16 protein-coding genes and 1 riboswitch are annotated in these 23,135 nt (G+C 57.5%); of the genes, 3 read left to right on the top strand and 13 right to left on the bottom strand.

Annotated features, from left to right (window positions below; translation table 11 throughout):
* Nucleotides 1-46: 46 nt before the first annotated feature.
* Nucleotides 47-2,419: an LPS assembly protein LptD gene (gene lptD / locus OK412_RS14780; RefSeq protein ID WP_010253807.1), complete on the bottom strand. Its 2,373-nt coding sequence runs from the start codon at nt 2,417-2,419 to the stop codon at nt 47-49.
* A 182-nt stretch (nt 2,420-2,601) separates the two neighbouring features.
* Between lptD and djlA the strand changes: the two genes are divergently transcribed.
* On the top strand, nt 2,602-3,411 hold the full coding sequence (gene djlA, locus OK412_RS14775; RefSeq protein WP_010253811.1) for a co-chaperone DjlA: 810 nt from the start codon (nt 2,602-2,604) through the stop codon (nt 3,409-3,411).
* Nucleotides 3,412-3,474: 63 nt separating this feature from the next.
* Here the strand turns inward: djlA and rluA are convergent, their stop codons facing one another.
* The 3 genes from rluA to polB all read right to left on the bottom strand — a co-directional run bounded on the left by rluA (nt 3,475) and on the right by polB (nt 9,587).
* Nucleotides 3,475-4,128 carry a bifunctional tRNA pseudouridine(32) synthase/23S rRNA pseudouridine(746) synthase RluA gene (gene rluA, locus OK412_RS14770; protein ID WP_010253813.1) on the bottom strand — a complete coding sequence of 218 codons (654 nt, stop codon included), beginning with the start codon at nt 4,126-4,128 and terminating at the stop codon, nt 3,475-3,477.
* 39 nt (nt 4,129-4,167) lie between these two features.
* Complete coding sequence (rapA, locus tag OK412_RS14765) at nt 4,168-7,074, bottom strand: RNA polymerase-associated protein RapA (RefSeq protein ID WP_264353288.1); 2,907 nt, start codon at nt 7,072-7,074, stop codon at nt 4,168-4,170.
* A gap of 152 nt (nt 7,075-7,226) precedes the next feature.
* The gene (polB, locus tag OK412_RS14760; RefSeq protein ID WP_264353355.1) at nt 7,227-9,587 is read right to left on the bottom strand and encodes a DNA polymerase II; all 2,361 of its coding nucleotides are present in this window, start codon (nt 9,585-9,587) and stop codon (nt 7,227-7,229) included.
* Between the two features lie 168 nt (nt 9,588-9,755).
* Here polB and OK412_RS14755 point away from each other — a divergent pair, with 168 nt between their 5' ends.
* Entirely contained in the window at nt 9,756-10,520 is a 765-nt protein-coding gene (locus tag OK412_RS14755; RefSeq protein WP_010253821.1) for a DedA family protein, read from the top strand.
* Nucleotides 10,521-10,525: 5 nt separating this feature from the next.
* Here OK412_RS14755 and thiQ read toward each other — a convergent pair whose 3' ends face one another.
* The 4 genes from thiQ to sgrR form a co-directional block, all read right to left on the bottom strand.
* Nucleotides 10,526-11,227, bottom strand: coding sequence for a thiamine ABC transporter ATP-binding protein ThiQ (gene thiQ / locus OK412_RS14750; protein WP_010671815.1), 702 nt, complete (start codon nt 11,225-11,227; stop codon nt 10,526-10,528).
* On the bottom strand, nt 11,211-12,821 hold the full coding sequence (thiP, locus tag OK412_RS14745) for a thiamine/thiamine pyrophosphate ABC transporter permease ThiP (protein ID WP_264353287.1): 1,611 nt from the start codon (nt 12,819-12,821) through the stop codon (nt 11,211-11,213). The genes thiQ and thiP overlap by 17 nt, the downstream gene beginning before the upstream one ends.
* A complete protein-coding gene (gene thiB, locus OK412_RS14740; RefSeq protein ID WP_264353286.1) occupies nt 12,797-13,783 on the bottom strand; it encodes a thiamine ABC transporter substrate binding subunit in 987 nt (328 codons plus the stop codon). Before thiB ends, thiP begins: the two co-directional genes overlap by 25 nt.
* Nucleotides 13,784-13,829: 46 nt before the next feature.
* Nucleotides 13,830-13,932: riboswitch (TPP riboswitch) on the bottom strand.
* 35 nt (nt 13,933-13,967) lie between these two features.
* Complete coding sequence (sgrR, locus tag OK412_RS14735) at nt 13,968-15,629, bottom strand: HTH-type transcriptional regulator SgrR (protein ID WP_033770955.1); 1,662 nt, start codon at nt 15,627-15,629, stop codon at nt 13,968-13,970.
* A gap of 254 nt (nt 15,630-15,883) precedes the next feature.
* Between sgrR and OK412_RS14730 the strand changes: the two genes are divergently transcribed.
* Nucleotides 15,884-17,062, top strand: a complete 1,179-nt coding sequence (locus OK412_RS14730) for an MFS transporter (protein WP_022625401.1) — start codon at nt 15,884-15,886, stop codon at nt 17,060-17,062.
* Nucleotides 17,063-17,679: 617 nt separating this feature from the next.
* On the opposite strand, the gene leuD is transcribed toward OK412_RS14730, so the two are convergent.
* The 5 genes from leuD to leuL form a co-directional block, all read right to left on the bottom strand.
* The gene (leuD, locus tag OK412_RS14725; RefSeq protein ID WP_008925570.1) at nt 17,680-18,285 is read right to left on the bottom strand and encodes a 3-isopropylmalate dehydratase small subunit; all 606 of its coding nucleotides are present in this window, start codon (nt 18,283-18,285) and stop codon (nt 17,680-17,682) included.
* A 3-nt stretch (nt 18,286-18,288) separates the two neighbouring features.
* A complete protein-coding gene (gene leuC / locus OK412_RS14720) occupies nt 18,289-19,695 on the bottom strand; it encodes a 3-isopropylmalate dehydratase large subunit (RefSeq protein WP_010671818.1) in 1,407 nt (468 codons plus the stop codon).
* Between the two features lie 4 nt (nt 19,696-19,699).
* A complete protein-coding gene (gene leuB, locus OK412_RS14715; RefSeq protein ID WP_022625403.1) occupies nt 19,700-20,791 on the bottom strand; it encodes a 3-isopropylmalate dehydrogenase in 1,092 nt (363 codons plus the stop codon).
* Nucleotides 20,792-20,793: 2 nt separating this feature from the next.
* The gene (gene leuA, locus OK412_RS14710; protein ID WP_010253843.1) at nt 20,794-22,356 is read right to left on the bottom strand and encodes a 2-isopropylmalate synthase; all 1,563 of its coding nucleotides are present in this window, start codon (nt 22,354-22,356) and stop codon (nt 20,794-20,796) included.
* Between the two features lie 89 nt (nt 22,357-22,445).
* Nucleotides 22,446-22,529: a leu operon leader peptide gene (gene leuL, locus OK412_RS23540; protein WP_099257765.1), complete on the bottom strand. Its 84-nt coding sequence runs from the start codon at nt 22,527-22,529 to the stop codon at nt 22,446-22,448.
* Nucleotides 22,530-23,135: the final 606 nt, after the last annotated feature.

Below are 23,135 nucleotides of genomic sequence, written 5' to 3'. Positions count from 1 at the left end.
CATTGTTGGTTCCGCACTGCGGGATTGCCTGTCAAACATCACAACATCAGAAAGCAGGCTGGTAAGGGATAATGCCCTGACGCAGCATATCGTTGGTGCCTAAGCCATAGTTCGGACTCAGACCACGCAGCTCAATGTTGAATGAGATTTGGTTGTCGTACTTACTGTCGTTGTTTTCCCAACCGTTAATTTTGCGTTCGTAACCGACCCGGATAGCGTAACAGCATGAGCTGTATTGCAGGCCAACCAGTTGTGAAGCCGGACGCGTGTTGCGGGTATCGTAGTAGTAAGCGCCTACCACAGACCATGCGTCGGCAATCGGCCAGCTGGCCGTGGTACCTACCTGTGAAATCCCATTTTTGTAGATAGGATTCGTGACCAGGCTGCTATCGTTCAGCGCGGTCGCAACATACTCCGGGCTGCTGTAACGGTAGCTCAGCTGCACCATGCGGTCGGCATCACGACGGTATTCCAGTACGGTATTGCCCTGGGAGACGTTGTCGAGTTTGGTGTCATATTGCAGCCCACCACGGACGCCCCAGCGATCGCTGATTTTCCAGTATGTATCGCCAGCCCAGATCAGGCTGCCGGTATCATCTTCTTTACTGGTTTGATTCACACCAGTACGAGAAGGGGTAAACGAGTAGATTTGACCTACAGAAACGTTAAAACGTTCAACCAGATCGTTATCATAAATACGCGAGGTGACGCCGGTAGCCACTTCATTGGCGGAAGCGATGCGATCCAGGCCGCTATAAGTACGATCGCGGAACAGACCGGTGTAGTCGGTTTGCAGCAGCGTTGAGTCGTACGGATAGATATTGCTCTGATTACGATACGGGATATAAAGGTACTGCACGCGCGGTTCCAGCGTCTGGGTATAACCCACCGCCGAGTTCATATCGCGGTCAAACACCAGACGGCCATCAACTTTAAATTGCGGCAGGGTGCGGTTGACAGACTCATCCAGATCGCCACTTTTGCCGTTATTGTTCGCAAAGTTATTGTTGTAATAATCAACGTTAGTTTGCTGGTAATGGGTCGCCAGGAACTTCGCTTCGGTATCCAGGCTGGCCCAGCCGTTTGACAGTGGCAGGTTCAGCGTTGGCTCAACATGTAAACGGGTCGCTTCGGGATAGCGGCTGCTGACATTGGTGAACTTCACCGCCTGGGCATAAACCCGGCCATCAAACGGGCCGATATCGTTCTGATAGAGATTGACGTCCAGCTGCGGCATGGCGCGGTAGACGTTATTGCTGGTGGTATCGCCGAACACCTGGAAATCTTTGGTGGAGAGCGTGGCGTCCCAGTTGGTGTCCGCATAGCCGATGCTGAATTTCTGCGTGGCGTAGTTGTCGGTGGAGCTGTAGTACTTCGAGTCGAGATCGTTGAAGTAGTACTTATCACTGACCTTGGTGTAGTCCGCGCTGAAACGCCAGTTCTGGTCATAGACACCGGCATGACGCCAGTAGAACAGCCAGCGATCGGAGCTGTCATTTTCGGCAATGCCGCGCACCGCTTTGTCGTTATCGTACTGTTTGTCCGAGCCGAGGTAGTCGAATTCAACCAGACCTGCACCCAGCGTGGTCAGATAACGGAATTCGTTCTGGAACTGCATGCCGCGCTTACTCATGTAGTGCGGCGTGATGGTCGCATCGGCCTGCGGCGCGATGTTCCAGTAATAGGGCAGCATGAACTCAAAGCCGTTGTTGCTGCCATATTTTGCATTCGGGATCAGGAAACCGGAGCGGCGACGATCGCCAATCGGTAATTGCAGATAGGGGCTGTAGAACACCGGAACAGATCCGATTTTGAAGCGGGCATTCCAGATCTCCGCCACTTCCTCTTCGCGATCCTGGATTACTTCTGAACCCACCACGCTCCAGCTGTTGGAGCCGGGCAGACAGGAGGTAAAGGTACCGTTTTCCAGAATGGTGTAGCGGTTATCGCCGCGCAGCTTCATCTGATCTGCGACGCCGCGTCCCTGACGATCTACCATCTGGTACTGACCATTCCAGACGTTGGTATCTTTGCTGTTGAGGTTTGACCAGGCTTTCGGACCTTTCAGGATGACCTGATTGTCATCGTAGTGCACATTACCCAGCGCATCGACGGTACGTACGGGCGCGGTCTGGCCTTCCTGCTGACGCTGATGAAGCTGGACTTCATCCGCCTGCATACGGCTGTTGCCCTGCTCAATATTCACATTACCGGTGAATACCGCATCGTTGGGATAGTTCCCTTTGGCGGCGTCGGAGTGAATGGTGACGGGCATCTGATTCGTATCGCCATTCACCAGCGGGCGGTTATAACTCGGCACGCCTAACATACACTGCGACATCAAATCGTCGGCAAAGGCTTGCTGGCTAATGGCTGCGCCGATCAGTGTGGCCAGCAGGGTAGGTATATGTTTTTTCATACGCGGTATCGAGAATTCCATGAAAACTGGCATCATGCCGACAATCGGGTCAGAGACTAACTTACTGCCCGGCGTTGCGCCAGTGTTAATCCTGGTCAGTCAGCGTTGCCGTTAGGCGCTGAGATAAATGACAGGTATGATAATGCAATTTTCAGCCGCAAGCATGGCGAATTGAGGAGTTTATGCGCTACTGGGGAAAAGTTGTGGGTCTGGCGGTGGGATTACTTTCCGGCGCAGGCTTTTGGGGTATTGTGATCGGTTTGATCATTGGCCATATGATTGACAAAGTACGCGGCGCGCAAGGCAAGGCTTACTTCTCAAATAATCAGACCCGACAAACGCTGTTTTTCAGCACCACCTTTCAGGTGATGGGCCATCTGACCAAGTCAAAAGGGCGCGTCACGGAAGCAGATATTCAGATTGCTTCGCTGTTAATGGAGCGGATGCAACTGCACGGTGACTCTCGTACGGCTGCCCAGCGCGCGTTCCGCGAAGGCAAGCAGGCGGATTACCCGTTACGCAGCAAACTGCGTGAACTGCGCAGCGCCTGTTTTGGCCGGTTTGATCTGATTCGGATGTTCCTGGAGATCCAGATTCAGGCCGCCTTTGCCGACGGTTCACTGCATCCTAATGAGCGACAGGTGCTCTATGTGATTGCCGAAGAGCTGGGCATTTCACGCGGTCAGTTCGATCAGTTCCTGCGCATGATGGAAGGTGGCCAGCAGTTTGGCGGTGGTCAGCGCAGTTCAGGCGGTTTTCAGCAGGCGCAACGCGGGCCAACGCTGGAAGATGCCTGTAGCGTGCTGGGTGTGAAGAGCAGCGACGACGCCACCACCATCAAACGCGCCTACCGCAAACTCATGAGCGAACATCATCCTGACAAGCTGGTAGCGAAAGGGTTACCGCCAGAGATGATGGAGATGGCGAAGCAGAAAGCGCAGGAAATTCAGGCGGCGTACGATCTGATTCGCAAAGAGAAAGGCTTTAAGTAAACACCATGTTCCGTGGCCGCTTCTGCAACAGAGGAGGCCACGGTGACAGGCGAGCAGTAAACCTTAAAAATCGGCGGGCTGACGAAACGTCATGGCGTTACCAAATGCCGGATGGGTAATGGTCAGTGACTCCGCATGCAGCAGTAAACGGGGCGCCATCGCTTTGGCCTCCGGATGCGCATAGAAGTTATCCCCCAGAATCGGATGGCCCAGCGCCAGCATATGCACCCGCAGCTGGTGTGAGCGGCCGGTAATCGGTTTCAGCGAAACACGCGCACTGTTATCCGCACGATATTCCAGCACCTGATATTCCGTCTGCGCGGCTTTGCCGGTCTCGAAGCAGACCATCTGCTTCGGACGATTTGGCCAGTCGCAAATCAGCGGCAGGTCAACCAATCCCTCTTCCTTCGCCGGATGACCCCAGATGCAGGCCACGTAAGTCTTGGAAGGCTCCCGCTCACGGAACTGTCGTTTCAGCTCGCGCTCAGCAGCCTTAGTCAGCGCCACGACCATCACGCCGCTGGTCGCCATATCCAGTCGGTGGACAGATTCAGCCTGCGGGAAATCACGCTGAACCCGCGTCATCACGCTATCTTTATGTTCGTCCAGCCGACCGGGTACCGAGAGCAGACCGCTGGGTTTGTTCACCACCATGATGTGCGCATCCTGATAAAGGATGTGCAGCCAGGGTTCACGCGGTGGATTGTAAGGTTCCATGGGGCTTTCCAAAAATAAGGGGCCATGCGGCCCCTGAGCTTACTGGTGTGTCACCACAATCAGGCGCAGTGCGTCGAGACGCCAGTTGGCCTGATCGAGACTTTCCAGCACCTGTTCACGGTTGCTTTCCAGCGCCTCGACTTCATCGTCACGGATGTTCGGATTCACCGCTTTCAGCGCGTTGAGACGGGAGAGTTCTGCGCCCAGCTTCTCGTTCGCTTCGGCACGTGCTGCATCAATCACCGCACGCGCTTCGCTGACCACGCTCTCTTCGCCCTGGGTCAGAATCGCATGCACATCCTGCTGCACCGCATTCACCAGTTTACTGGCGGTATGACGGTTTACCGCATTCAGCTGACGGTTAAAGCTTTCGAACTCCACTTTGTCCGCCAGGTTAGTGCCTTTGGTATCCATCAGCAGACGGATTGGCGTTGGCGGCAGGAACCGGGTCAGTTGCAGATGCTTCGGTGCCTGTGCTTCAACCACATAGATCAGCTCGACCAGCAGCGTCCCCACCGGCAGCGCCTTGTTCTTCAGCAGTGACAGTGCGCTGCTGCCGGTATCGCCCGACAGAATCAGATCCAGACCGTTGCGGATCAGCGGATGTTCCCAGGTAATGAACTGGGTATCTTCGCGCGACAGCGCCTGATCGCGGTTGAAGGTGATGGTGCAGCCATCTTCCGGCAGGCCAGGGAAATCGGGCACCAGCATGTGGTCGGAAGGGGTCAGCACAATCAGGTTATCGCTGCGATCTTCCTGATTGATACCAACGATATCAAACAGGTTAAGCGCGAAGTTCACCAGACCGGTGTCGTTATCCTGCTCGCTGATGGCATTGGCCAGTAGCTGAGCCGATTCGCCGCCGTTGGAGTTCAGCTCCAGCAGGCGATCGCGACCCTGTTCCAGCTGCAGTTTCAGCGCGTCATGCTGTTTACGGCAGTCGGTGATAAACGCATCAAAACCTTCGCTGTTTTCCGGCGCGGCCAGATAGCCGATCAGTTGCGAATGGACGCTGTCATAGATTGTCCGGCCGGTCGGGCAGGTGTGTTCAAACGCGTCCAGCCCTTCGTGATACCAGCGCAGCAGCACCGCCTGTGCGGTCTGCTCCAGCCACGGTACCAGAATCTGAATGTCGTGTGCCTGACCGATACGATCCAGACGACCGATACGCTGCTCCAGCAGGTCCGGGTTAAACGGCAGGTCGAACATCACCAGACGGCTGGCAAACTGGAAGTTACGGCCTTCAGAACCGATCTCGGAGCACAACAGCACCTGCGCGCCATTCTCTTCTGAGGCGAACCAGGCGGCGGCACGGTCACGTTCAATGATCGACAGGCCTTCGTGGAACACCGCTGCACGTATACCTTCGCGTTCACGCAGTACCTGCTCCAGTTGCAGCGCGGTGGCCGCTTTGGCGCAGATCACCAGCACTTTCTCTTTGCGGTTGGTGGTGAGATAGCCCATCAGCCATTCCACGCGCGGATCGAAGTTCCACCAGGTGCCGCTGTCGCCTTCAAATTCCTGATAAATCTGCTCCGGATAGAGCAGGTCACGCGCCCGCTCTTCTGCATTTTTGCGCGCGCCCATAATGCCGGAGACTTTAATCGCCGTCTGATACTGCGCAGGCAGCGGCAGGCGGATCTGGTGCAGTTCGCGTTTCGGGAAGCCTTTAACCCCGTTACGGGTGTTACGGAACAGCACGCGGCTGGTGCCGTGGCGGTCCATCAGCATGGAGATCAGCTCCTGACGCGCCTCCAGCTTGCCGTCACGGTCGCTGTTGGCGACCTGCAGCAGTGGCTCAATATCCTGCTCGCCGACCAGATCGTTGATCCGGTTCATCTCCTCCTGGGAGATCGCTTTATCGGCCAGCAGCGCCGTGACGGCATCGGCAATCGGACGGAAATGCTGCTGCTCTTCAACAAAGGCGGCAAAGTCATGGAAACGATTAGGGTCGAGCAGGCGCAGACGGGCGAAGTGACTCTCCATGCCCAACTGCTCAGGTGTTGCAGTCAGCAGCAGAACCCCGGCGGTTTTCTCAGCCAGCTGTTCGATAACCTGATATTCACGGCTGGGCTCGCCTTCTGACCAGGCCAGATGGTGCGCTTCATCGACCACCAGCAGATCCCATTCGGCATCGGCCAGCATCTCAAGACGCTGCTTGTTACGGCGCACGAAGTCCAGTGAGCAGATAATCAGCTGCTCCGTCTCAAACGGGTTATCGCTGTCGTGCTGCGCTTCGGTATAGCGATCGTCATCAAACAGCGCAAAGCGCAGGTTGAAGCGGCGCAGCATTTCGACCAGCCACTGATGCTGTAAAGTTTCAGGTACCACGATCAGGACGCGATCGGCGCGGCCAGCCAGCAGCTGCTGCTGGATGATCATCCCGGCTTCAATAGTTTTACCCAGGCCAACTTCATCGGCCAGCAGGACGCGCGGCGCATGGCGACGGCCGACATCGTGGGCGATATGCAGCTGGTGAGGGATCAGGTTGGTGCGCATGCCGCGTAAGCCGCTGATTGGCAGACGATATTGCTCACTCTGGTATTTACGGGCGCGGAAGCGCAGGGCAAAACGATCCATCCGGTCGAGCTGGCCGGCAAACAGGCGATCCTGCGGCTTACTGAACACCAGCTTGCTGTCGAGCATGACTTCGCGCAGCATCACTTCGCTCTCTTCGGTATCCAGACGGGTACCGATATAGGTCATCAGGTCATTTTCGTTGCGTACTTCATCGACGCGCATCTGCCAGCCTTCGTGGCTGGTGATGGTATCACCCGGATTAAAGATGACGCGGGTAACTGGCGAATCGTTGCGGGCGTAGAGGCGGTTTTCCCCCGTGGCCGGAAACAGCAGGGTGATCATGCGGGTATCGATCGCCACCACGGTGCCCAGTCCCAGTTCACTTTCCGTATCACTAATCCAGCGCTGACCTAATGTAAAAACCATATATTTTTTGCTCGAATTTTAACGTTTTTAGAGGTGTTCCCAAAGCTCAGGCAATAGCGTTACCGCCAGACAACAAGGCCTGGAGCGTACTTAAGAGCGGTGAGTTTCAGGAAGGGCGCTATGGTACTGGATGGCAGGACGTTCGTCACCTGTCAAAAAAGCCCCAGCTGTCCGGTAATAAGTGTAGCAAAGTCCCCCTCGACAAAGGGCAGAATCCCCTCTGCAACCGGCTGAAGTTGCTTCGTCACGTAGTGGTCATAGTCCAGCGGCGTGCTGCGCGCCTCCAGTGGCTCGGGGCCTGCGGTGGCGATGACATAACGGATCCGGCCACCATTCTGGTACTGCAAGGGCCGGTTTAATTTACGATTGTACTCATCGGCCAGCCTGGCGGCGCGCACGTGCGGGGGCACGTTTCGTTCATATTCTTTCAGCGGACGCCGCAGCCGCTTTTTGTAGATCAGCTGATCGTCGAGTTCACCCGCCAGCAACAGCGCCACGGTTGTACGGATATAATCCTGCCACGGCTGACGGTGGAAGATACGGTGGTAGAGCTGCTGCTGGAACGCTTTTGCCAGCGGCGTCCAGTCTGTTCGCACCGACTCCAGCCCCTTAAAGACCATGCGCTCACCGGCGGCGTCACGGATCAGTCCGGCGTAGCGTTTCTTGCTGCCCTGTTCCGCGCCGCGAATGGTGGGCATCAGAAAACGGCAGAAGTGGTTTTCATACTCCAGTTCCAGTGTGCTGGTCAGCCCCTGCGTCTGCTGCAGATGGTCGCGCCACCAGGCGTTCACTTTCTGCACCAGCTGCTGACCAATCGCGGCGGCATCTTCTTCACTGTGCGCCGACTTCAGCCAGACAAAGGTGGAGTCGGTGTCGCCATAGATGACGTCGTAGCCTTCCGCCTCAATCAGCGTGCGGGTCTGCTGCATGATGGCGTGACCGCGCAGCGTAATAGAGGAGGCGAGCCGCGGATCAAAGAAGCGGCAGGCGCTGGTGCCCAGCACGCCATAAAAGGCGTTCATAATGATTTTCAGCGCCTGAGACAGCGGCTGATTATTCTGCTTTTTCGCCGCTTCGCGACCCAGCCAGATCTGTTCAACTATCGCAGGCAGGCAGTGGGTATGCCGCGAAAAACGCGCTTCACGGAAACCCTCAATCGAATCGGCATCATCAGGATGGGCCAGCCCTTCCACCAGACCCACCGGGTCAATCAGGAAGGTGCGGATAATCGACGGGTAGAGGCTTTTGTAATCCAGCACCAGCACTGAGTCATACAGGCCGGGGCGCGAATCCATCACATAACCGCCAGGACTGGCTTCCGGGGCCACATCACCCATGTTCGGGGCGACAAACCCGGCGCGATGCATCCGCGGAATATAGAGATGACCAAAGGCCGCTACCGAACCGCCGTGGCGATCCACCGCCAGTCCATTGACCGCCGCGCGTTCCAGCAGAAACGGCATAATCGCCGTTTTGTGAAAAATGCGCGTCACCAGTTCGCAGTCTTTCAGGTTGTAGCGCGCCAGCGCCGGTTTATCGTTGGCAAAGCGCCAGTTGATCTCCTCCATACGCTGCCAGGGATTATCAATCGCTTTCCCTTCTCCCAGCAGTTGCTGCGACACGGACTCGAGGCTGAATGAGGGAAAATCCCAGAACGCCGATTTCAGCGCGTCAATGCCATCAATAATCAACCGGCCACTGGCCTGAGCGAAAAATACGCCGGGTTTGAAGCCATGTTCACGCCACTCCAGCGCGGCCTGCTGGCGTCCCAGACGCAGCGGAATGCCGTAACGATCGGCATGCTTTTGCAATACCCGCAGGTCAAACTGCACGACGTTCCAGCCAATTAAGACATCCGGATCATGCTCTGCAAACCACTGGTTCAGCGCTTCAAGTAACTGCGGCCGGCTGTCGAGATAGATCAGCTCGAAATCCAGCGTGCTGGCATCACCGTTGGCCGGGCCGAGCATAAAGACCTGGCGCTGACCGCATCCCTCCAGCCCGATGCAGTAAAGCTCGCCATGCTGTGTGGTTTCAATGTCCAGCGAGACCCATTTCAGCGGCGGGCGATAGTCGGGATGGGGTTTGAGCCGTGCATTGACCACGCTGTTACCGCGCTGCTCGCCGTCAAACCAGACCGGCGCGGTAATAAAACGCTCCATCAGGTAGCGCTCCGGCGGACGGATATCGGCTTCATAGACCGGAATACCCTCTTCGCGCAGCCGTTTTTCAATGCGCTGTAGCTGGCGGTTCTGCTGGCAGTAGAGGCCAAAAACCGGGCGACGCCGAAAATCTTTCAGCGCCAGCGACTGAATCCGAAACTGACGTTCATCTTTCAGTAATTCGCTGACCTGCGCCTGAAATTCCTCAGGAATAAACGCGACGGACTCCTGCACCGGCAGCACCACGCGCTGCGCGCCCGCATCGGTCGCGAGCCAGAGGATAATTTCGGTGCCATGCGGGCTGTCGCGCCAGTGGCGGGTGAGCAGAAAACCTGCGCGGGGCATATTCAGATGTTCTCCGGACTCAGCATTTCAGGATGAGAAAACCGCTTCAGTATAACATGGATATTTATACAGTTCCCGCCACCCGCTTTTGTCAACATTGTCCTACAATTCTTGCCTTGACGCTGTGTGGCTGGCTCAGGACAATCCAGCCTTCTGCTTTTACTTAGGATGATTATGGAAGCCTGGATTCAACAACTGATTACGCAGTCCCTGGAGTGGGCGCTGTTTGCCGTTGCGCTGGTGACGTTTCTGGAGTCGCTGGCGCTGGTCGGGCTGTTGCTGCCAGGTACGGTGATGATGGCCAGTCTGGGCGCGCTGGTCGGCAGTGGCGAACTTGGCCTTTATCCGGCCTGGGCGGCGGGCTTTGCGGGCTGCCTGATTGGTGACTGGGTTTCCTACGGCATCGGCTGGAAATTTCAGGGGCCGCTGCATCGCTGGAAGTATCTGCAAAAGTATAAAGGCCTGCTGGATAAAACTGAGCACGCCCTGCATCAGCACAGCATGTTTACGATTCTGGTCGGACGCTTTGTTGGCCCCACGCGTCCGCTGATCCCGCTGGCGGCCGGTATGCTGGAGCTGCCGGTGCGTAAATTCCTGCCGCCGAACATTATCGGCTGCATTCTCTGGCCGCCGCTCTATCTGCTGCCCGGTATTCTGGCGGGTGTGGCGATCGATGTGCCCAAAGCCGCGCAGGGCGGCAGCTTTAAATGGCTGTTACTCGGCGCAGCACTGCTGATCTGGCTGGGTGTCTGGTTATGCTGGCGCTGGTGGCGCAGCGGCAAGAGTCGCGACTGGGCATCGGCCTGGCTGCCGCCTGAGCGCCTGCGCTGGGCAGGGCCGCTGGGGCTGGTGATTGCCGTCGCGGCTTTCGTCGGCATTCAGTTCCATCCGATGATGCCCATTTTCCGTCATCTGCTGTGGCAGGTTTTCTTCGCCTGAATCGCTTAACGACGCGGGATGCCAAGCACTTCGGCCTCCCGCGTGTCGCCCGACAGTAACTGTCGGGTCTCGCCATCCCAGTAAACCCGGCCATCCACAATCACCACGCTGCGCGGCGCAATCTGCTGGGCATCTTCCAGACTGTGCGACACCATCAGCAGCGTGATGCTGCGCGCTTCACACACCGAACGCACCAGTTGCAGCATCTCTCCGCGCAGCGCGGGATCCAGCGCAGAAAAAGGCTCATCCAGCAGCAGCACCGGACGGTCACGCAGCAGACAGCGTGCCAGCGCCACGCGCTGTCGCTGTCCGCCTGACAGCTCGCCCGGCAGGCGCGTCAGCAGATCGCCTAATCCCACCTGATCGGCCAGCGCTGCAAGCTGCTGGCGCTGCCCGGCGCTCAGCTTCAGTCCGGGGTGCAATCCCAGCGCCATGTTCTGCTGCACGCTGAGGTGCGGAAACAGGTTGTTCTCCTGAAACAGCATCGAAACCGGCCGTCTGGCCGGCACGCTGTGGGTGTGCTCCTGGCCGTCAATCATCAGGGTGCCCTGTTTCACCGGCAGGAAACCGGCAATCAGGCTCAGCAGGGTGCTTTTACCGGCCCCGCTGGGGCCGAGGATCGCGATGCGCTCGCCGCGGGTGGCTTTGAGACTAAAGCGCATCGGCAGATGCTGATAAAGGTACGTGAGGTTATTCAGTGTCAGCATGGCGGCCTGGTAATTTTTCCATCAGGGTGAACAGCAACAAACAGAGCAGCAGCAGCAGCAGCGCGGTCACTGCACCGTCAGCACCGCGATAGGCACCGATCTGTTGATAAAGGTAGAACGGCAGGGTACGGAAATCGGCAGTGCCAAACAGCGCCACCACGCCAAAATCACCGATCGACAGTACGCAGGCAAAGGCCAGCGCCTGAGCCAGCGGACGTTTCAGCGCCCGCAGTTCAATCAGCCGCAGCCGGTTCCAGCCGTGGATATCCAGCGAATCACAGAGTCTGCCGTAACGCTCCGCGACGTCACGCATCGGGTTCTCCAGCACTTTCAGCGCATAGGGAATGGCGATCAGCGCATTGGTGAAGATCACCAGCCCGTCCGCCGACGCCGGCAGACCAATGGTGGCGTTAAACAACAGGAAAAAGCCGGTGGCGAGCACGATACCTGGCATCGCCAGAATCAGCATGCCGCTGGTGTCGATAAGGGTTGCCGCCGCCGGGCGCTGACGCAGGCGCAGCTCGCGACTGCTCCACAGCAGCATCATGGTCAGCACCACACAGAGCAGACCGGCGCCGGTGGCGATGCGCAGTGAGGTAAACGTCGCCTGCCAGAGTGCAGGCTGCGCCAGCGCGCCGCGCAGTCCGCCGTGCAGACCATCGATGATGACCGCCGCCAGCGGGGGCAGCAGCAGGATCAGCGCCAGCAGGATCAGCAGCGCATCAACCAGCTGCGCCCCGCGCGAATCCTGCGGATCGCGCCAGCCGTTCAGCTGGCTGGTTCCGACGGGAATCGCTTTGCTGAAGCGCTGGCTGAGCAGCACCAGCGTCACGCAGCAGCCAAGCTGGATCAGCGCCAGCAGTGCAGCGCGCCCCGGATCGTAGTCATAACTCAGCGCCTGGAAAATCGCCAGCTCGATGGTCGTCGCCTGCGGGCCGCCGCCCAGCGAGAGCACGGTAGCAAAGCTGGCGAAACAGAGCATGAAGATCAGCGCGCCGGTCGGCAGCAGCTGACGCCGCAGCCATGGCCACTCCAGCAGACGAAAATGGTGCCAGCCGCGCAGGTCGAGCTGTGCCGCCAGCTGACGCTGTTCCGCCGGAATGCTCTCCAGCGCCTGCAGCATCAGGCGGGTCGCCAGCGGCAGGTTAAAGAAGACGTGCGCCAGCAAAATGCCCGACAGACCGTAGGGAGAGAAGTGGTAATCAATCCCTGCCAGCTGGCACAGCTGCGCCAGCCAGCCGACACGACCATAGACGGTGAGCAGACCAAATACCGCCACCAGCACCGGCAGTACCAGGGTCATGGCGCACAGACGCAGCAGCAGCTGACGGCCAGGGAAACGGCGTCGGTAGAGCGCGCGCGCCAGCGGTATCGCCGGCAGCAGCGACAACAGCGCGGAGAGCAGCGCCTGACCAAAAGAGAAGGCGATAACGTGATGCAGGTAATCATCCTGCAGCACGCTGCGCCAGTCATTCTCTGGCGCGGCGCTCCAGAGTGCACCGAAGGCCAGCAGCGCCACGCTGATTAACAGCAGCGTGGCGAGCGAACCGGGGATAAGCCAGCGCGGCATCAGCGGCTGACGGCGCGTTGCCACTGGCTGATCCAGCCTGAACGCTGGCTGGCAACCTCTTCCGGCGAGAACTGCAGGGCGGTGGCGGGCACAGTGAGCGCGCTAAAACCGGCAGGCAGCGGCGTGTCGATTACCGGGTACATCCAGTTACCGGTCGGGATAGTGCGCTGGAAGTCGGGTGACACCATAAACTTCATGAATTGCTGTGCCAGCGCCGGCTGTTTGCTGCTGGCTAACTGCGCGGCAACTTCAACCTGCAGATAGTGGCCCTCTGCAAACGGCGCGGCGGCATAGTTCTCTTTTTTCTCTTCGATGATGTGGTAAGCCGGTGAGGTGGTGTAGCTCAGCACCAGATCGCCTTCGCCCTTGAGGAACAGGCCATAGGCTTCACTCCAGCCTTTGGTCACCGTCACGGTTTTCTGCGCCAGCTTTTGCCACGCCTGCGGTGCCTGATCGCCATAGACTTTCTGCATCCACAACAGCAGACCTAAGCCGGGGGTGCTGGTACGGGGATCTTCGTAGATCACCCGCCACTTATCCGGGCTGTCGACCAGCTCTTTCAGGCTTTTTGGCGGATTCTTCAGCCGGGTTTTGTCATAGACAAACGCGAAGTAGCCATAATCAAACGGCACGAAGGTGGTGTTGTGCCAGCCGCCGGGCAGTTTTAATTTCGAGGCATCGACCTGACTTTCGGCAAACAGACCGGTTTTTTGCGCCGCCTGTACCAGATTGTTATCCAGCCCCAGTACCAGATCGGCTTTGCTGTTTTTTCCTTCCATGCGCACGCGGTTCAGCAGCGACACGCCATCTTCCAGCGTGACGAATTTCAGCTCGCAGTTGCACTGCGCCTCGAAGGCTTTTTTAACCGCCGGGCCAGGGCCCCAGTCAGCGGAGAAGGAGTCGTAGGTGTAGACCGTGAGAACCGGCTTAGCCGCCAGAACGGGGGCGGAGAGTAACAGCAGCACCGGCAGAACTTTGTTTAACACTTTGCGCTCCTTCAGGAGAATAGGGGATGAGTCGCAAAGGATCTGAGCACAGAGGCCTCCCAAATCCCTACGTCGGTATTAACCGAATCAGGTTCGACGGGTATCTCTCAGCTGCTTGCTGGTGGCAGGCGGCACCCCGTTGAGAACGTCACATTCTAGTCATTTCAGCGCCGGGGCGAAAGCCTCACAGCGCGGGTGGCGCGAACCAGGCGGATTTAAAATCAAACCAGCCCAGCGTATTCATCCGAACGCCGCGCATGCTGCGCTGACCTTCAAGCAGCAGCCAGTGGTGAAACAGCGGATGCAGACCCGCTTCTTCGACTAACTGTTTACTCCATTCGGCCAGCGGCAGCGTTTTCTCGCGCCAGCGGGCCGCATCGCTGTGCCAGTCGATCGGCAGACAGTGATGCAGCAACGGGATCTCATAAAGCTGCGCAAACAGAGAATAATTCAGCGGCAGGGTAAAGTTCACGCTGCCAAGCCAGATATCACTTTCCGCTTCGCCCTGATACCAGCTTTCGTAGCTGATCTCGCGGGTCTCCAGCGTGACGCCATGCTCTGCCAGCAGCGGACGCAGCGCGTTAGCGATGCCTTCATGCTCCACGTGCTGGCTGTACCAGGTCAGCGTCAGGTGGGTTAAGCCGGGCGGTTTTTCCACTGGCGTCAGGTCGCGCCGGTGATGCCAGCGCGGCAGCAGGCCATACGCCGGAAACCAGTAGCGCTGGTAGCCGACACCGGCGTGATTGAGCAGGGCGATAGGATTAAACAGGTAGCTGACCCATCGCCGGACCGCCTCGTTGCGTCCCTGCTCTGAACGCTGGTCGAACAGCAGATAGTAGCAGCCCTCTTCAAGACGGCTCTCCTCCTGAATCTCATCGGCTCCGTCGCCCTGCAGGCGGACACCGGCATAGACCAGCTCATCGCTGATGTCGGGCAGTACCCAGATAGAGACATCATCAATCAGCGCGCGAAAACCAAAATAGTCATCAAACGCTTCGATCTTCAGCTGACTCTCCTGATTGCGGATCACCCGGTAAGGACCGGTGCCAACGGGCTGGCGGGCAAAATCGTGCAGCGTCGGCCATTCGCGCGGCAGGATCATCGCACTGACGCTGCCCAGCAGCCAGGGCAATCCCTCGTCGGGCTGGCTTAAGCGGATATCCAGCGTCCAGGGCGCGGGCGAGTCGATCTGCTCGATATGGGAAAAGAGCGGATGAGGGCGCTGACGCTCAAGCGTGGCCAGCACATCCTCCATCTCCAGTTCTCTGCCGTGATGAAAGCGAATCGCCGGACGCAGAAAAAAGCGCCAGTGAAGCGGGGAAGTCTGCTGCCAGTGGTGCGCAATATCGGGCTCGATTTCCCCGTTTTCCTCATTTATCCGCGTCAGGCCGTTGAAAATCTGTCGCGCAATATGGGTTTCGGAGCGCCGCAGCGGCGAACCGGGCAGCAGATTGAGCAGCGGACGATAGTAGAGCACCCGCAGTATATGCTTGCCCTGACGGAAACTGCGGCCCAGATGCGCGGCGATCATCTGCCGTACCTGATTTTTATCGCCCACCAGCTGGACCAGCTGATCGATGCGATCCTGCTCCAGCAAATCCTCGGCACGTTGCTGCTGCAAAGCCAGTCCGGTATAGCAGAAGGTAAGCTGTGAACGCTTGCCGCGTCCGGCTTCCGCCTGCCAGATTAGCCAGCCCGCGGCCTGCATCCGGTTGAGCAGATTGCGCATATGGCGGCGCGAGCAGTGCAGCAGGTCAGCCAGTTCGCTAAGGGTAATCTCCTGCGTTTGCCCCTGACAGCTCTGCCACAGGCGAATGAACTGCTGCTTCAGACGTGATGAGGACATAAAAGAGGAACTCCCGATGAAAAGCGCTCTGTTTTTCTTGCCCTATTTTAAGAGCAAACTTTACGTTATGGGAAGAGCGGGAGGCATTCAGCACTGAATGGCGTTCGACCCTGACTTCGCTGTTCAGCGGAGTGCTTTTCTGAGTAGGGTGCATTTACACCGCCAGCAGATGATCTCTGCTGGCTTTTTTCATGTTGCGCGGTATCGTCTACCCTTCTTTTTTCCCCTCTGTTTGTTCTGTAAGGGATTTCGGTATGAAATCGCTGTTAACGCGGCAGCGCCGCATCAATCCGGTTTACCTCGCTTTTATGGTCGCCTCGTTCATGCTGGGCATCGCGGGCGCACTGCAGGCGCCGACGCTCAGCCTGTTTCTGACGCGCGAGGTGCAGGCGCGGCCCTTCTGGGTCGGACTGTTTTTCACCATCAATGCGGTGGCCGGTATCGTGGTGAGCATGCTGGTGGCAAAGCGTTCTGACAGCGTCGGCGATCGTCGTCATATCATTCTCTTTTGCTGCCTGATGGCGCTGGTCAATGCGCTGCTGTTTGCTTTTACCCGCCACTATCTGACCTTGCTGACGCTGGGCGTGCTGCTGTCGGCGCTGGCCAGCGTCTCGATGCCTCAGCTGTTTGCGCTGGCGCGGGAATATGCCGATCAGTCGGCGCGTGAAGCGGTGATGTTCAGTTCGGTGATGCGTGCACAGCTGTCGCTGGCGTGGGTGATTGGGCCGCCGCTCTCCTTCGCGCTGGCGCTGAACTACGGCTTTGTGACGCTATTTATGGTGGCCGCCGCGCTGTTTCTGATCTGTATCCTGCTGATCTGGTTCACCGTGCCGTCGGTGCCACGTTCGCAGCCCCTTATGCAAAGCGGCGGGCTGCCGCTAAGTGGCTGGCGCGATCGGGATGTGCGTTTACTGTTCCTGGCCTCAGTCGCGATGTGGACCTGCAACACTATGTATATCATCGATATGCCGCTCTATATCAGCACCACGCTGGGCCTGCCCGAGAAGCTGGCCGGTCTGTTAATGGGGACGGCGGCAGGGCTGGAGATCCCGGTGATGCTGCTGGCCGGACATTACGCGCGGCGTATCGGCAAGCGCCGGTTAATGCTGATCGCGGTGGCGGCTGGCGTACTGTTTTATCTGGGGCTGGTGCTGTTCAATTCCCGCACGTCGCTGATGGTGTTGCAGCTGTTTAACGCGGTGTTTGTCGGGATTATTGCTGGCATAGGGATGCTGTGGTTTCAGGATCTGATGCCAGGACGGCCTGGTGCAGCGACCACCATGTTCACCAACTCGATCTCGACCGGCATGATTCTGGCTGGGGTGATTCAGGGAACGCTGAGTGAGCGACTGGGACATGAGGCGGTTTACTGGCTGGCATTCGGGCTGGCTATTGTGGCGCTGGTGATGTCGGCACGGGTGCGCGACGTATAAAGAAGAAGGGCGACCGGATGTCGTAATGCCAGTCAGTTAAGCGACAGGTGATAACGCAGTCTGGTGCCGCTCAGGGGCTGGCGGTCCTCGCGCCGCTGCGCGGTTCCTTCACTTCATTCGCCTGCCTGACGGACCGTCGGGGATGGCACATCCTGTGCCGCCCCGCCTTTCGCCCGCGTCCTGCGGGCTCTCCTGGCAGACTCATTCTGTTCAGCGCTGCGGATTGCCTGCTCCTGATCGCCACCAGTCTGCTCTTAAGCTTCTGGTGCGTGCTGTTAAAAAGGGCACGAGAGTCGAGGCCTGAGCGCCTCTGCTGCTGAAAGGGCTATCCGCAGCGCTGAGGCGTGACGGTGGGCCAGAAGTCCACGCCGGGAAGCGTGGACAGGTCGGGGCCGGCCAGGGAGGGCCTATCCCCGAACGGTTCGTCGGCACGACGTCAAAGCCGAAGGTACCGCGTGAGCGGCGCGAGGACGGCCCGGCAGCAGCAGAGGTGCGCTGGCCCGCACTGCGGCTCGCTCGCCCGGAAAAAAAGCTGCCACGTTTGACCGTGACAGCCTTTACAAATCTAATCTTAACTGATCAGCATTACGACCTGATGTCGCCCTGCTTTAACTCAATCAGCGCAGGAAGGCGGGCTGATTCTGCTCATACTGCGAAATGGAGGCTTCGTGCTGCAGCGTCAGGCCGATGCTGTCCAGGCCGTTAATCATGCAGTGGCGGCGGAAGCTGTCGAGCTCGAACGAATAGACTTTATCGCCAGCGGTGACCGTCTGCGCCTCCAGGTCTACCGTAAAGCTGATGCCGGGCTGGGCCGCAACCAGTCTGAACAGCTCATCCACTTCCTCTTCGCTTAACTTCACCGGCAGCAGCTGGTTATTGAAGCTGTTGCCATAAAAGATATCCGCGAAGCTCGGCGCAATCACCACGTGAAAACCGAAATCGGTCAGCGCCCAGGGCGCATGTTCACGTGAAGAGCCGCAGCCAAAGTTTTCACGCGCCAGCAGGATGCTGGTGCCTTTGAACTCAGGCTTGTTCAGCACAAAGCCGGGCGTTGGCACGGTGCCCGCGTCATCTTCAAAGCGCCAGTCGTGGAACAGATGCTGTCCAAAACCGGTGCGGGTGACCTTCTGCAAAAACTGCTTGGGAATGATCGCGTCGGTATCGACGTTCGCGGCATCCAGCGGCGCAACAATGCCGGTGTGCTGAGTAAATTTATTCGCCATGACTTAAGCTCCTGTCGTCAGTTCACGGATGTCGGCAAAGTGGCCGGTTACGGCAGCCGCCGCGGCCATTGCCGGGCTGACCAGATGGGTACGTCCACCACGGCCCTGACGGCCTTCAAAGTTACGGTTGCTGGTTGACGCGCAACGCTCGCCCGGATTCAGGCGGTCATTGTTCATCGCCAGACACATTGAGCAGCCTGGCAGACGCCATTCAAAGCCCGCTTCAAGGAAGATTTTGTCCAGACCTTCCGCTTCGGCCTGCGCTTTCACCGGGCCGGAACCCGGCACCACCATGGCGACCACGCCAGGCGCGACTTTGCGGCCTTTGGCGATGGCGGCGGCGGCACGCAGATCTTCGATGCGTGAGTTGGTGCAGGAGCCGATAAACACTTTATCAATCGCCACATCAGTCAGTTTGATGCCTGGCTGCAGGTTCATGTAGGCCAGGGCTTTTTCGGCTGAGGCGCGCTCAACCGGATCGGCGAACGAGGCCGGATTTGGTATCACCTGATCAACGGCAATAACCTGACCCGGATTGGTGCCCCAGGTGACCTGCGGTGCAATCTCTTCAGCATGCAGCGTTACTACCGCATCATATTTCGCGCCTTCATCAGACTTCAGGGTGCGCCAGTAATCAACGGCCTGCTCCCATTTCTCACCCTGCGGCGAGAACTGACGACCTTTCAGATAGTTGAAGGTGGTCTCATCCGGTGCCACCAGGCCCGCTTTCGCACCCATCTCAATCGCCATGTTGCACAGGGTCATACGACCTTCCATGCTCAGCGCCTGAATCGCCGGACCGCAGAATTCGACCACATAGCCGGTTCCGCCTGCGCTGCCGGTTTTGCCGATGATCGCCAGCACGATATCTTTAGCCGTAATGCCGGTTGACGCCTGGCCCAGTACTTCAATCTTCATGGTTTTTGCCCGACCCTGTTTCAGGGTCTGGGTAGCAAACACATGTTCAACTTCAGAGGTGCCGATACCAAAGGCCAGCGAGCCAAACGCACCGTGCGTGGCGGTGTGCGAGTCGCCGCACACAATCGTCATGCCCGGCAGCGTCATGCCCTGCTCAGGACCGATAACGTGGACGATGCCCTGGAACGGATGATTCAGGTCATACAGCTGTACGCCAAACTCAGCGCAGTTCTTCATCAGCTCCTGCATCTGAATACGCGCCATCTCGCCCGACGCATTGATATCTTTGGTCTGGGTTGAGACGTTGTGATCCATGGTGGCAAAAGTTTTGCCCGGCTGACGGACTTTACGTCCGTGGGCGCGCAGACCATCAAAGGCCTGGGGCGAGGTCACCTCATGGATCAGATGGCGATCAATGTAGAGTAACGGTGTTTCTTCTGGCGTTTCGTGGACGACATGTGCATCAAATAACTTCTGGTATAAGGTTTTCATTTTTTTATTTTTCCTCGGCGATAAAGCGGGCAATGATGCTGCCCATCTCATCTGTGCTGACCGCTGGGCCATCACCGGCTAAATCTTTGGTGCGGTAGCCCTGTTCCAGCGCACGGCTGATGGCGCGTTCGATACTGTCGGCAGCCTCATCGGCATTCAGGCTGTAACGCAGCAGCAGCGACAGCGACAGGATCTGGGCGACCGGGTTGGCAATATTCTGACCGGCGATATCCGGCGCCGAGCCACCCGCGGGTTCGAACAGGCCAAAGCCCGCTTCATTCAGGCTGGCGGAAGGCAGCATCCCCATCGAGCCGGTGATCATGGCGCACTCATCAGAGAGAATATCGCCGAACAGGTTGGAGCAGAGCAGCACGTCAAACTGCGACGGGTCTTTGATCAACTGCATAGTGGCGTTGTCGATATAGATGTGGCTCAGCTGCACGTCCGGGTACTCTTTGGCCACTTCGTTGACGATTTCACGCCACATCACCGAGGTCTGCAGCACGTTGGCTTTATCAACCGAGGTGACTTTGTTACGGCGTTTGCGCGCCGATTCAAACGCGATGCGGGCGATGCGCTCAATTTCGAAACGGTGATAAACCTCGGTATCAAATGCACGCTCTTCCGGGCCGCTGCCTTCACGTCCTTTCGGCTGACCAAAGTAGATGCCGCCGGTCAGTTCACGCACGCACAGAATGTCGAAGCCTTTGGCAGCAATGTCGGCGCGCAGCGGGCAAAACGCCTCCAGTCCGCTGTAGAGTGCAGCCGGACGCAGGTTACTGAACAGCTTAAAATGTTTGCGCAGCGGCAGCAGCGCACCGCGCTCCGGCTGCGATGCCGGCGGTAAGTGCTCCCACTTCGGGCCGCCAACGGAACCAAACAGGATCGCGTCGGCCTGCTCGCAGCCTGCAACCGTTGCGGGTGGCAGGGGTTCGCCATGCTGATCGATAGCAATGCCGCCGACCGCATACTCCTGGGTGGTGATCTGCATATCAAAGCGCTGACGAATGGCATCCAGCACTTTCATAGCCTGCGCCATCACTTCCGGGCCGATACCATCACCGGGTAAAACTGCGATATGAGATGAGCTGGACATGGTTATACGGTTTCCTTCTGATCTTTAAATTTGCGCTGCAATTCTTGTTCAACCTGACGGGCACGCCAGATATTGTTCAGAGCGTTGACCATCGCTTTGGCGGAGGACTCCACAATATCGGTCGCCAGACCAATGCCGTGGAACTTGCGGCCGTTGTAGCTCACGACGATATCGACCTGACCCAGCGCATTCTCGCCGTGGCCTTTCGCGGTCAGCTTGTAGTTAACCAGCTCAGCGTCGAACTGGGTGATACGGTTAATCGCCTGGTAGACCGCGTCAACCGGGCCATTACCGGTGGCTGCATCCGATTTAGCGACATCGCCGCAGCCCAGATTGACAGAGGCGGTGGCGGTGATGCTGGAACCGGTCTGGACGTTAAATTCGTGCAGCTGGAAATGTTCCGGCTCTTCATTCTGCTTGTTGATGAAGGCCAGCGCTTCCAGGTCGTAATCGAAAACCTGCCCTTTTTTATCGGCCAGTTTCAGGAAGGCGTCATACAGCGTATCCAGATTGTAATCCTGCTCGGCATAGCCCATCTCTTCCATACGATGTTTTACCGCCGCGCGGCCAGAACGTGAGGTCAGGTTCAGCTGGATTTTGTGTAAGCCGATCGATTCCGGCGTCAGGATTTCATAGTTCTCGCGGTTCTTCAGCACGCCATCCTGATGGATACCCGAGGAGTGAGCGAAGGCGTTAGAGCCGACCACTGCCTTGTTCGCCGGGATCGGCATGTTGCAGATCTGGCTGACCATCTGGCTGGTACGGTAGATTTCCTGATGATTGATATTGGTATGCACGTTCATGATCTGCTGGCGGGTTTTAATCGCCATGATCACCTCTTCCAGCGCACAGTTACCGGCACGTTCACCCAGGCCATTCATCGTTCCTTCCACCTGACGCGCGCCCGCCTGTACGGCAGCCAGGGCGTTGCCGGTTGCCATACCCAGGTCATCGTGGGTGTGAACAGAGATAATTGCTTTGTCGATGTTAGGAACGCGATTCATCAGCTCGCCGATGATGTGGGCATACTCGCCTGGCAGGGTGTAGCCAACGGTATCCGGGATGTTGATGGTGGTGGCACCGGCGTTAATCGTGGCTTCTACCATCCGGCACAGGTCATCAATCGGGGTACGGCCGCCATCTTCGCAGGAGAACTCAACGTCGCTGGTGTAATTGCGCGCACGCTTCACCATATGCACCGCACGCTCAATCACTTCCGGCAGCGTGCTGCGCAGTTTGGTGGCGATGTGCATCGGTGAGGTAGCGATAAAGGTATGAATACGGAAGGCTTCGGCAACGCGCAGTGATTCGTACGCCGCATCAATATCTTTTTCCACACAGCGTGCCAGACCGCAAACCCGACTGTTTTTAATGGTGCGCGCAATGGTCTGCACAGACTCAAAGTCGCCCGGTGAGGAGACCGGGAAACCGACTTCCATCACATCCACGCCCATGCGCTCCAGCGCTAAAGCAATCTGCAATTTTTCTTTCACACTCAGGCTGGCCTGTAATGCCTGCTCACCGTCGCGCAGAGTGGTATCGAAAATAATGACTTGCTGGCTCATCGTAATCATCCTTATGCTTTTTCTGGCCTGGCAACGAGCATAAAAAAACCCGCGACAGGCGCGGGTTTTTAACTTTCAGCAGGTTTGAATCAGTGTTTGATTCCGCCCACAAGTCTACCGCGCAAGCTGAGTGCGTTTAGTAGTAGACCGAGAAGGCGAACAGAACGAAACATGGATTCAAACCTTATAAAATGTTGTGCTGTACATATTGGTACTGGAATCACTCAGGGATGTCAACCTTCAATGCAGGGGTATTCTTAGTGGTGCCAGAGGAAGATATCCTGTTATTTAACGGTCAGGCAGCGTAATGAACAGCGCCGTAGTGGCTGAGGAGGCAATCGACCCGGGAATGAGCACTGATTCTGCGGGTCTTTGATTTTATTGTGTTGAAAATTAAAGACTTTATCGGGAAGGTATCTCACGAGGATACAGGATATATCACCTGCTCTTTAGCATAATCGAATGCGTCTCAGCGATTTACTGGTTAATTACGCCAGAAAAGAAAAGTGTCAGGCGATTGTGGGCCAGGGCAGCCGGGTAATAAGTTTTCGTTATTTCTTAGATCACGCTGAAAATAATTTCTTAATCAGCATTTTCCTCTGCGGTTCTGCCGCGTAATTAGTTTAATCCGCGCAGCCAATTCTTATCGGGCAGAGCCTTTACGCCCCTGCCTTTTAATTTACGTGGGTTTGCGGTTTGCCTGCCCGGTTAACTGCGGTTATGGTAATCGACCTACTCTCAGAAAAATAAACTCAACAGATTTCTCTGTAACCGGACAG

The sequence above is a fragment of the Pantoea sp. JV6 genome (assembly GCF_025910055.1).
Taxonomy (GTDB): domain Bacteria; phylum Pseudomonadota; class Gammaproteobacteria; order Enterobacterales; family Enterobacteriaceae; genus Pantoea; species Pantoea agglomerans.
Note: the sequence above shows the minus strand (reverse complement) of the source record. Positions and strands in the feature narration are given on the sequence as shown.

Coding starts and splice junctions, on each gene's coding strand:
- lptD (WP_010253807.1), bottom strand. CDS start 2,419: ATGAAAAAACATATACCTACCCTGCTGGCCACACTGATCGGCGCAGCC.
- djlA (WP_010253811.1), top strand. CDS start 2,602: ATGCGCTACTGGGGAAAAGTTGTGGGTCTGGCGGTGGGATTACTTTCC.
- rluA (WP_010253813.1), bottom strand. CDS start 4,128: ATGGAACCTTACAATCCACCGCGTGAACCCTGGCTGCACATCCTTTAT.
- rapA (WP_264353288.1), bottom strand. CDS start 7,074: ATGGTTTTTACATTAGGTCAGCGCTGGATTAGTGATACGGAAAGTGAA.
- OK412_RS14755 (WP_010253821.1), top strand. CDS start 9,756: ATGGAAGCCTGGATTCAACAACTGATTACGCAGTCCCTGGAGTGGGCG.
- thiQ (WP_010671815.1), bottom strand. CDS start 11,227: ATGCTGACACTGAATAACCTCACGTACCTTTATCAGCATCTGCCGATG.
- sgrR (WP_033770955.1), bottom strand. CDS start 15,629: ATGTCCTCATCACGTCTGAAGCAGCAGTTCATTCGCCTGTGGCAGAGC.
- OK412_RS14730 (WP_022625401.1), top strand. CDS start 15,884: ATGAAATCGCTGTTAACGCGGCAGCGCCGCATCAATCCGGTTTACCTC.
- leuD (WP_008925570.1), bottom strand. CDS start 18,285: ATGGCGAATAAATTTACTCAGCACACCGGCATTGTTGCGCCGCTGGAT.
- leuC (WP_010671818.1), bottom strand. CDS start 19,695: ATGAAAACCTTATACCAGAAGTTATTTGATGCACATGTCGTCCACGAA.
- leuB (WP_022625403.1), bottom strand. CDS start 20,791: ATGTCCAGCTCATCTCATATCGCAGTTTTACCCGGTGATGGTATCGGC.
- leuA (WP_010253843.1), bottom strand. CDS start 22,356: ATGAGCCAGCAAGTCATTATTTTCGATACCACTCTGCGCGACGGTGAG.
- leuL (WP_099257765.1), bottom strand. CDS start 22,529: ATGTTTCGTTCTGTTCGCCTTCTCGGTCTACTACTAAACGCACTCAGC.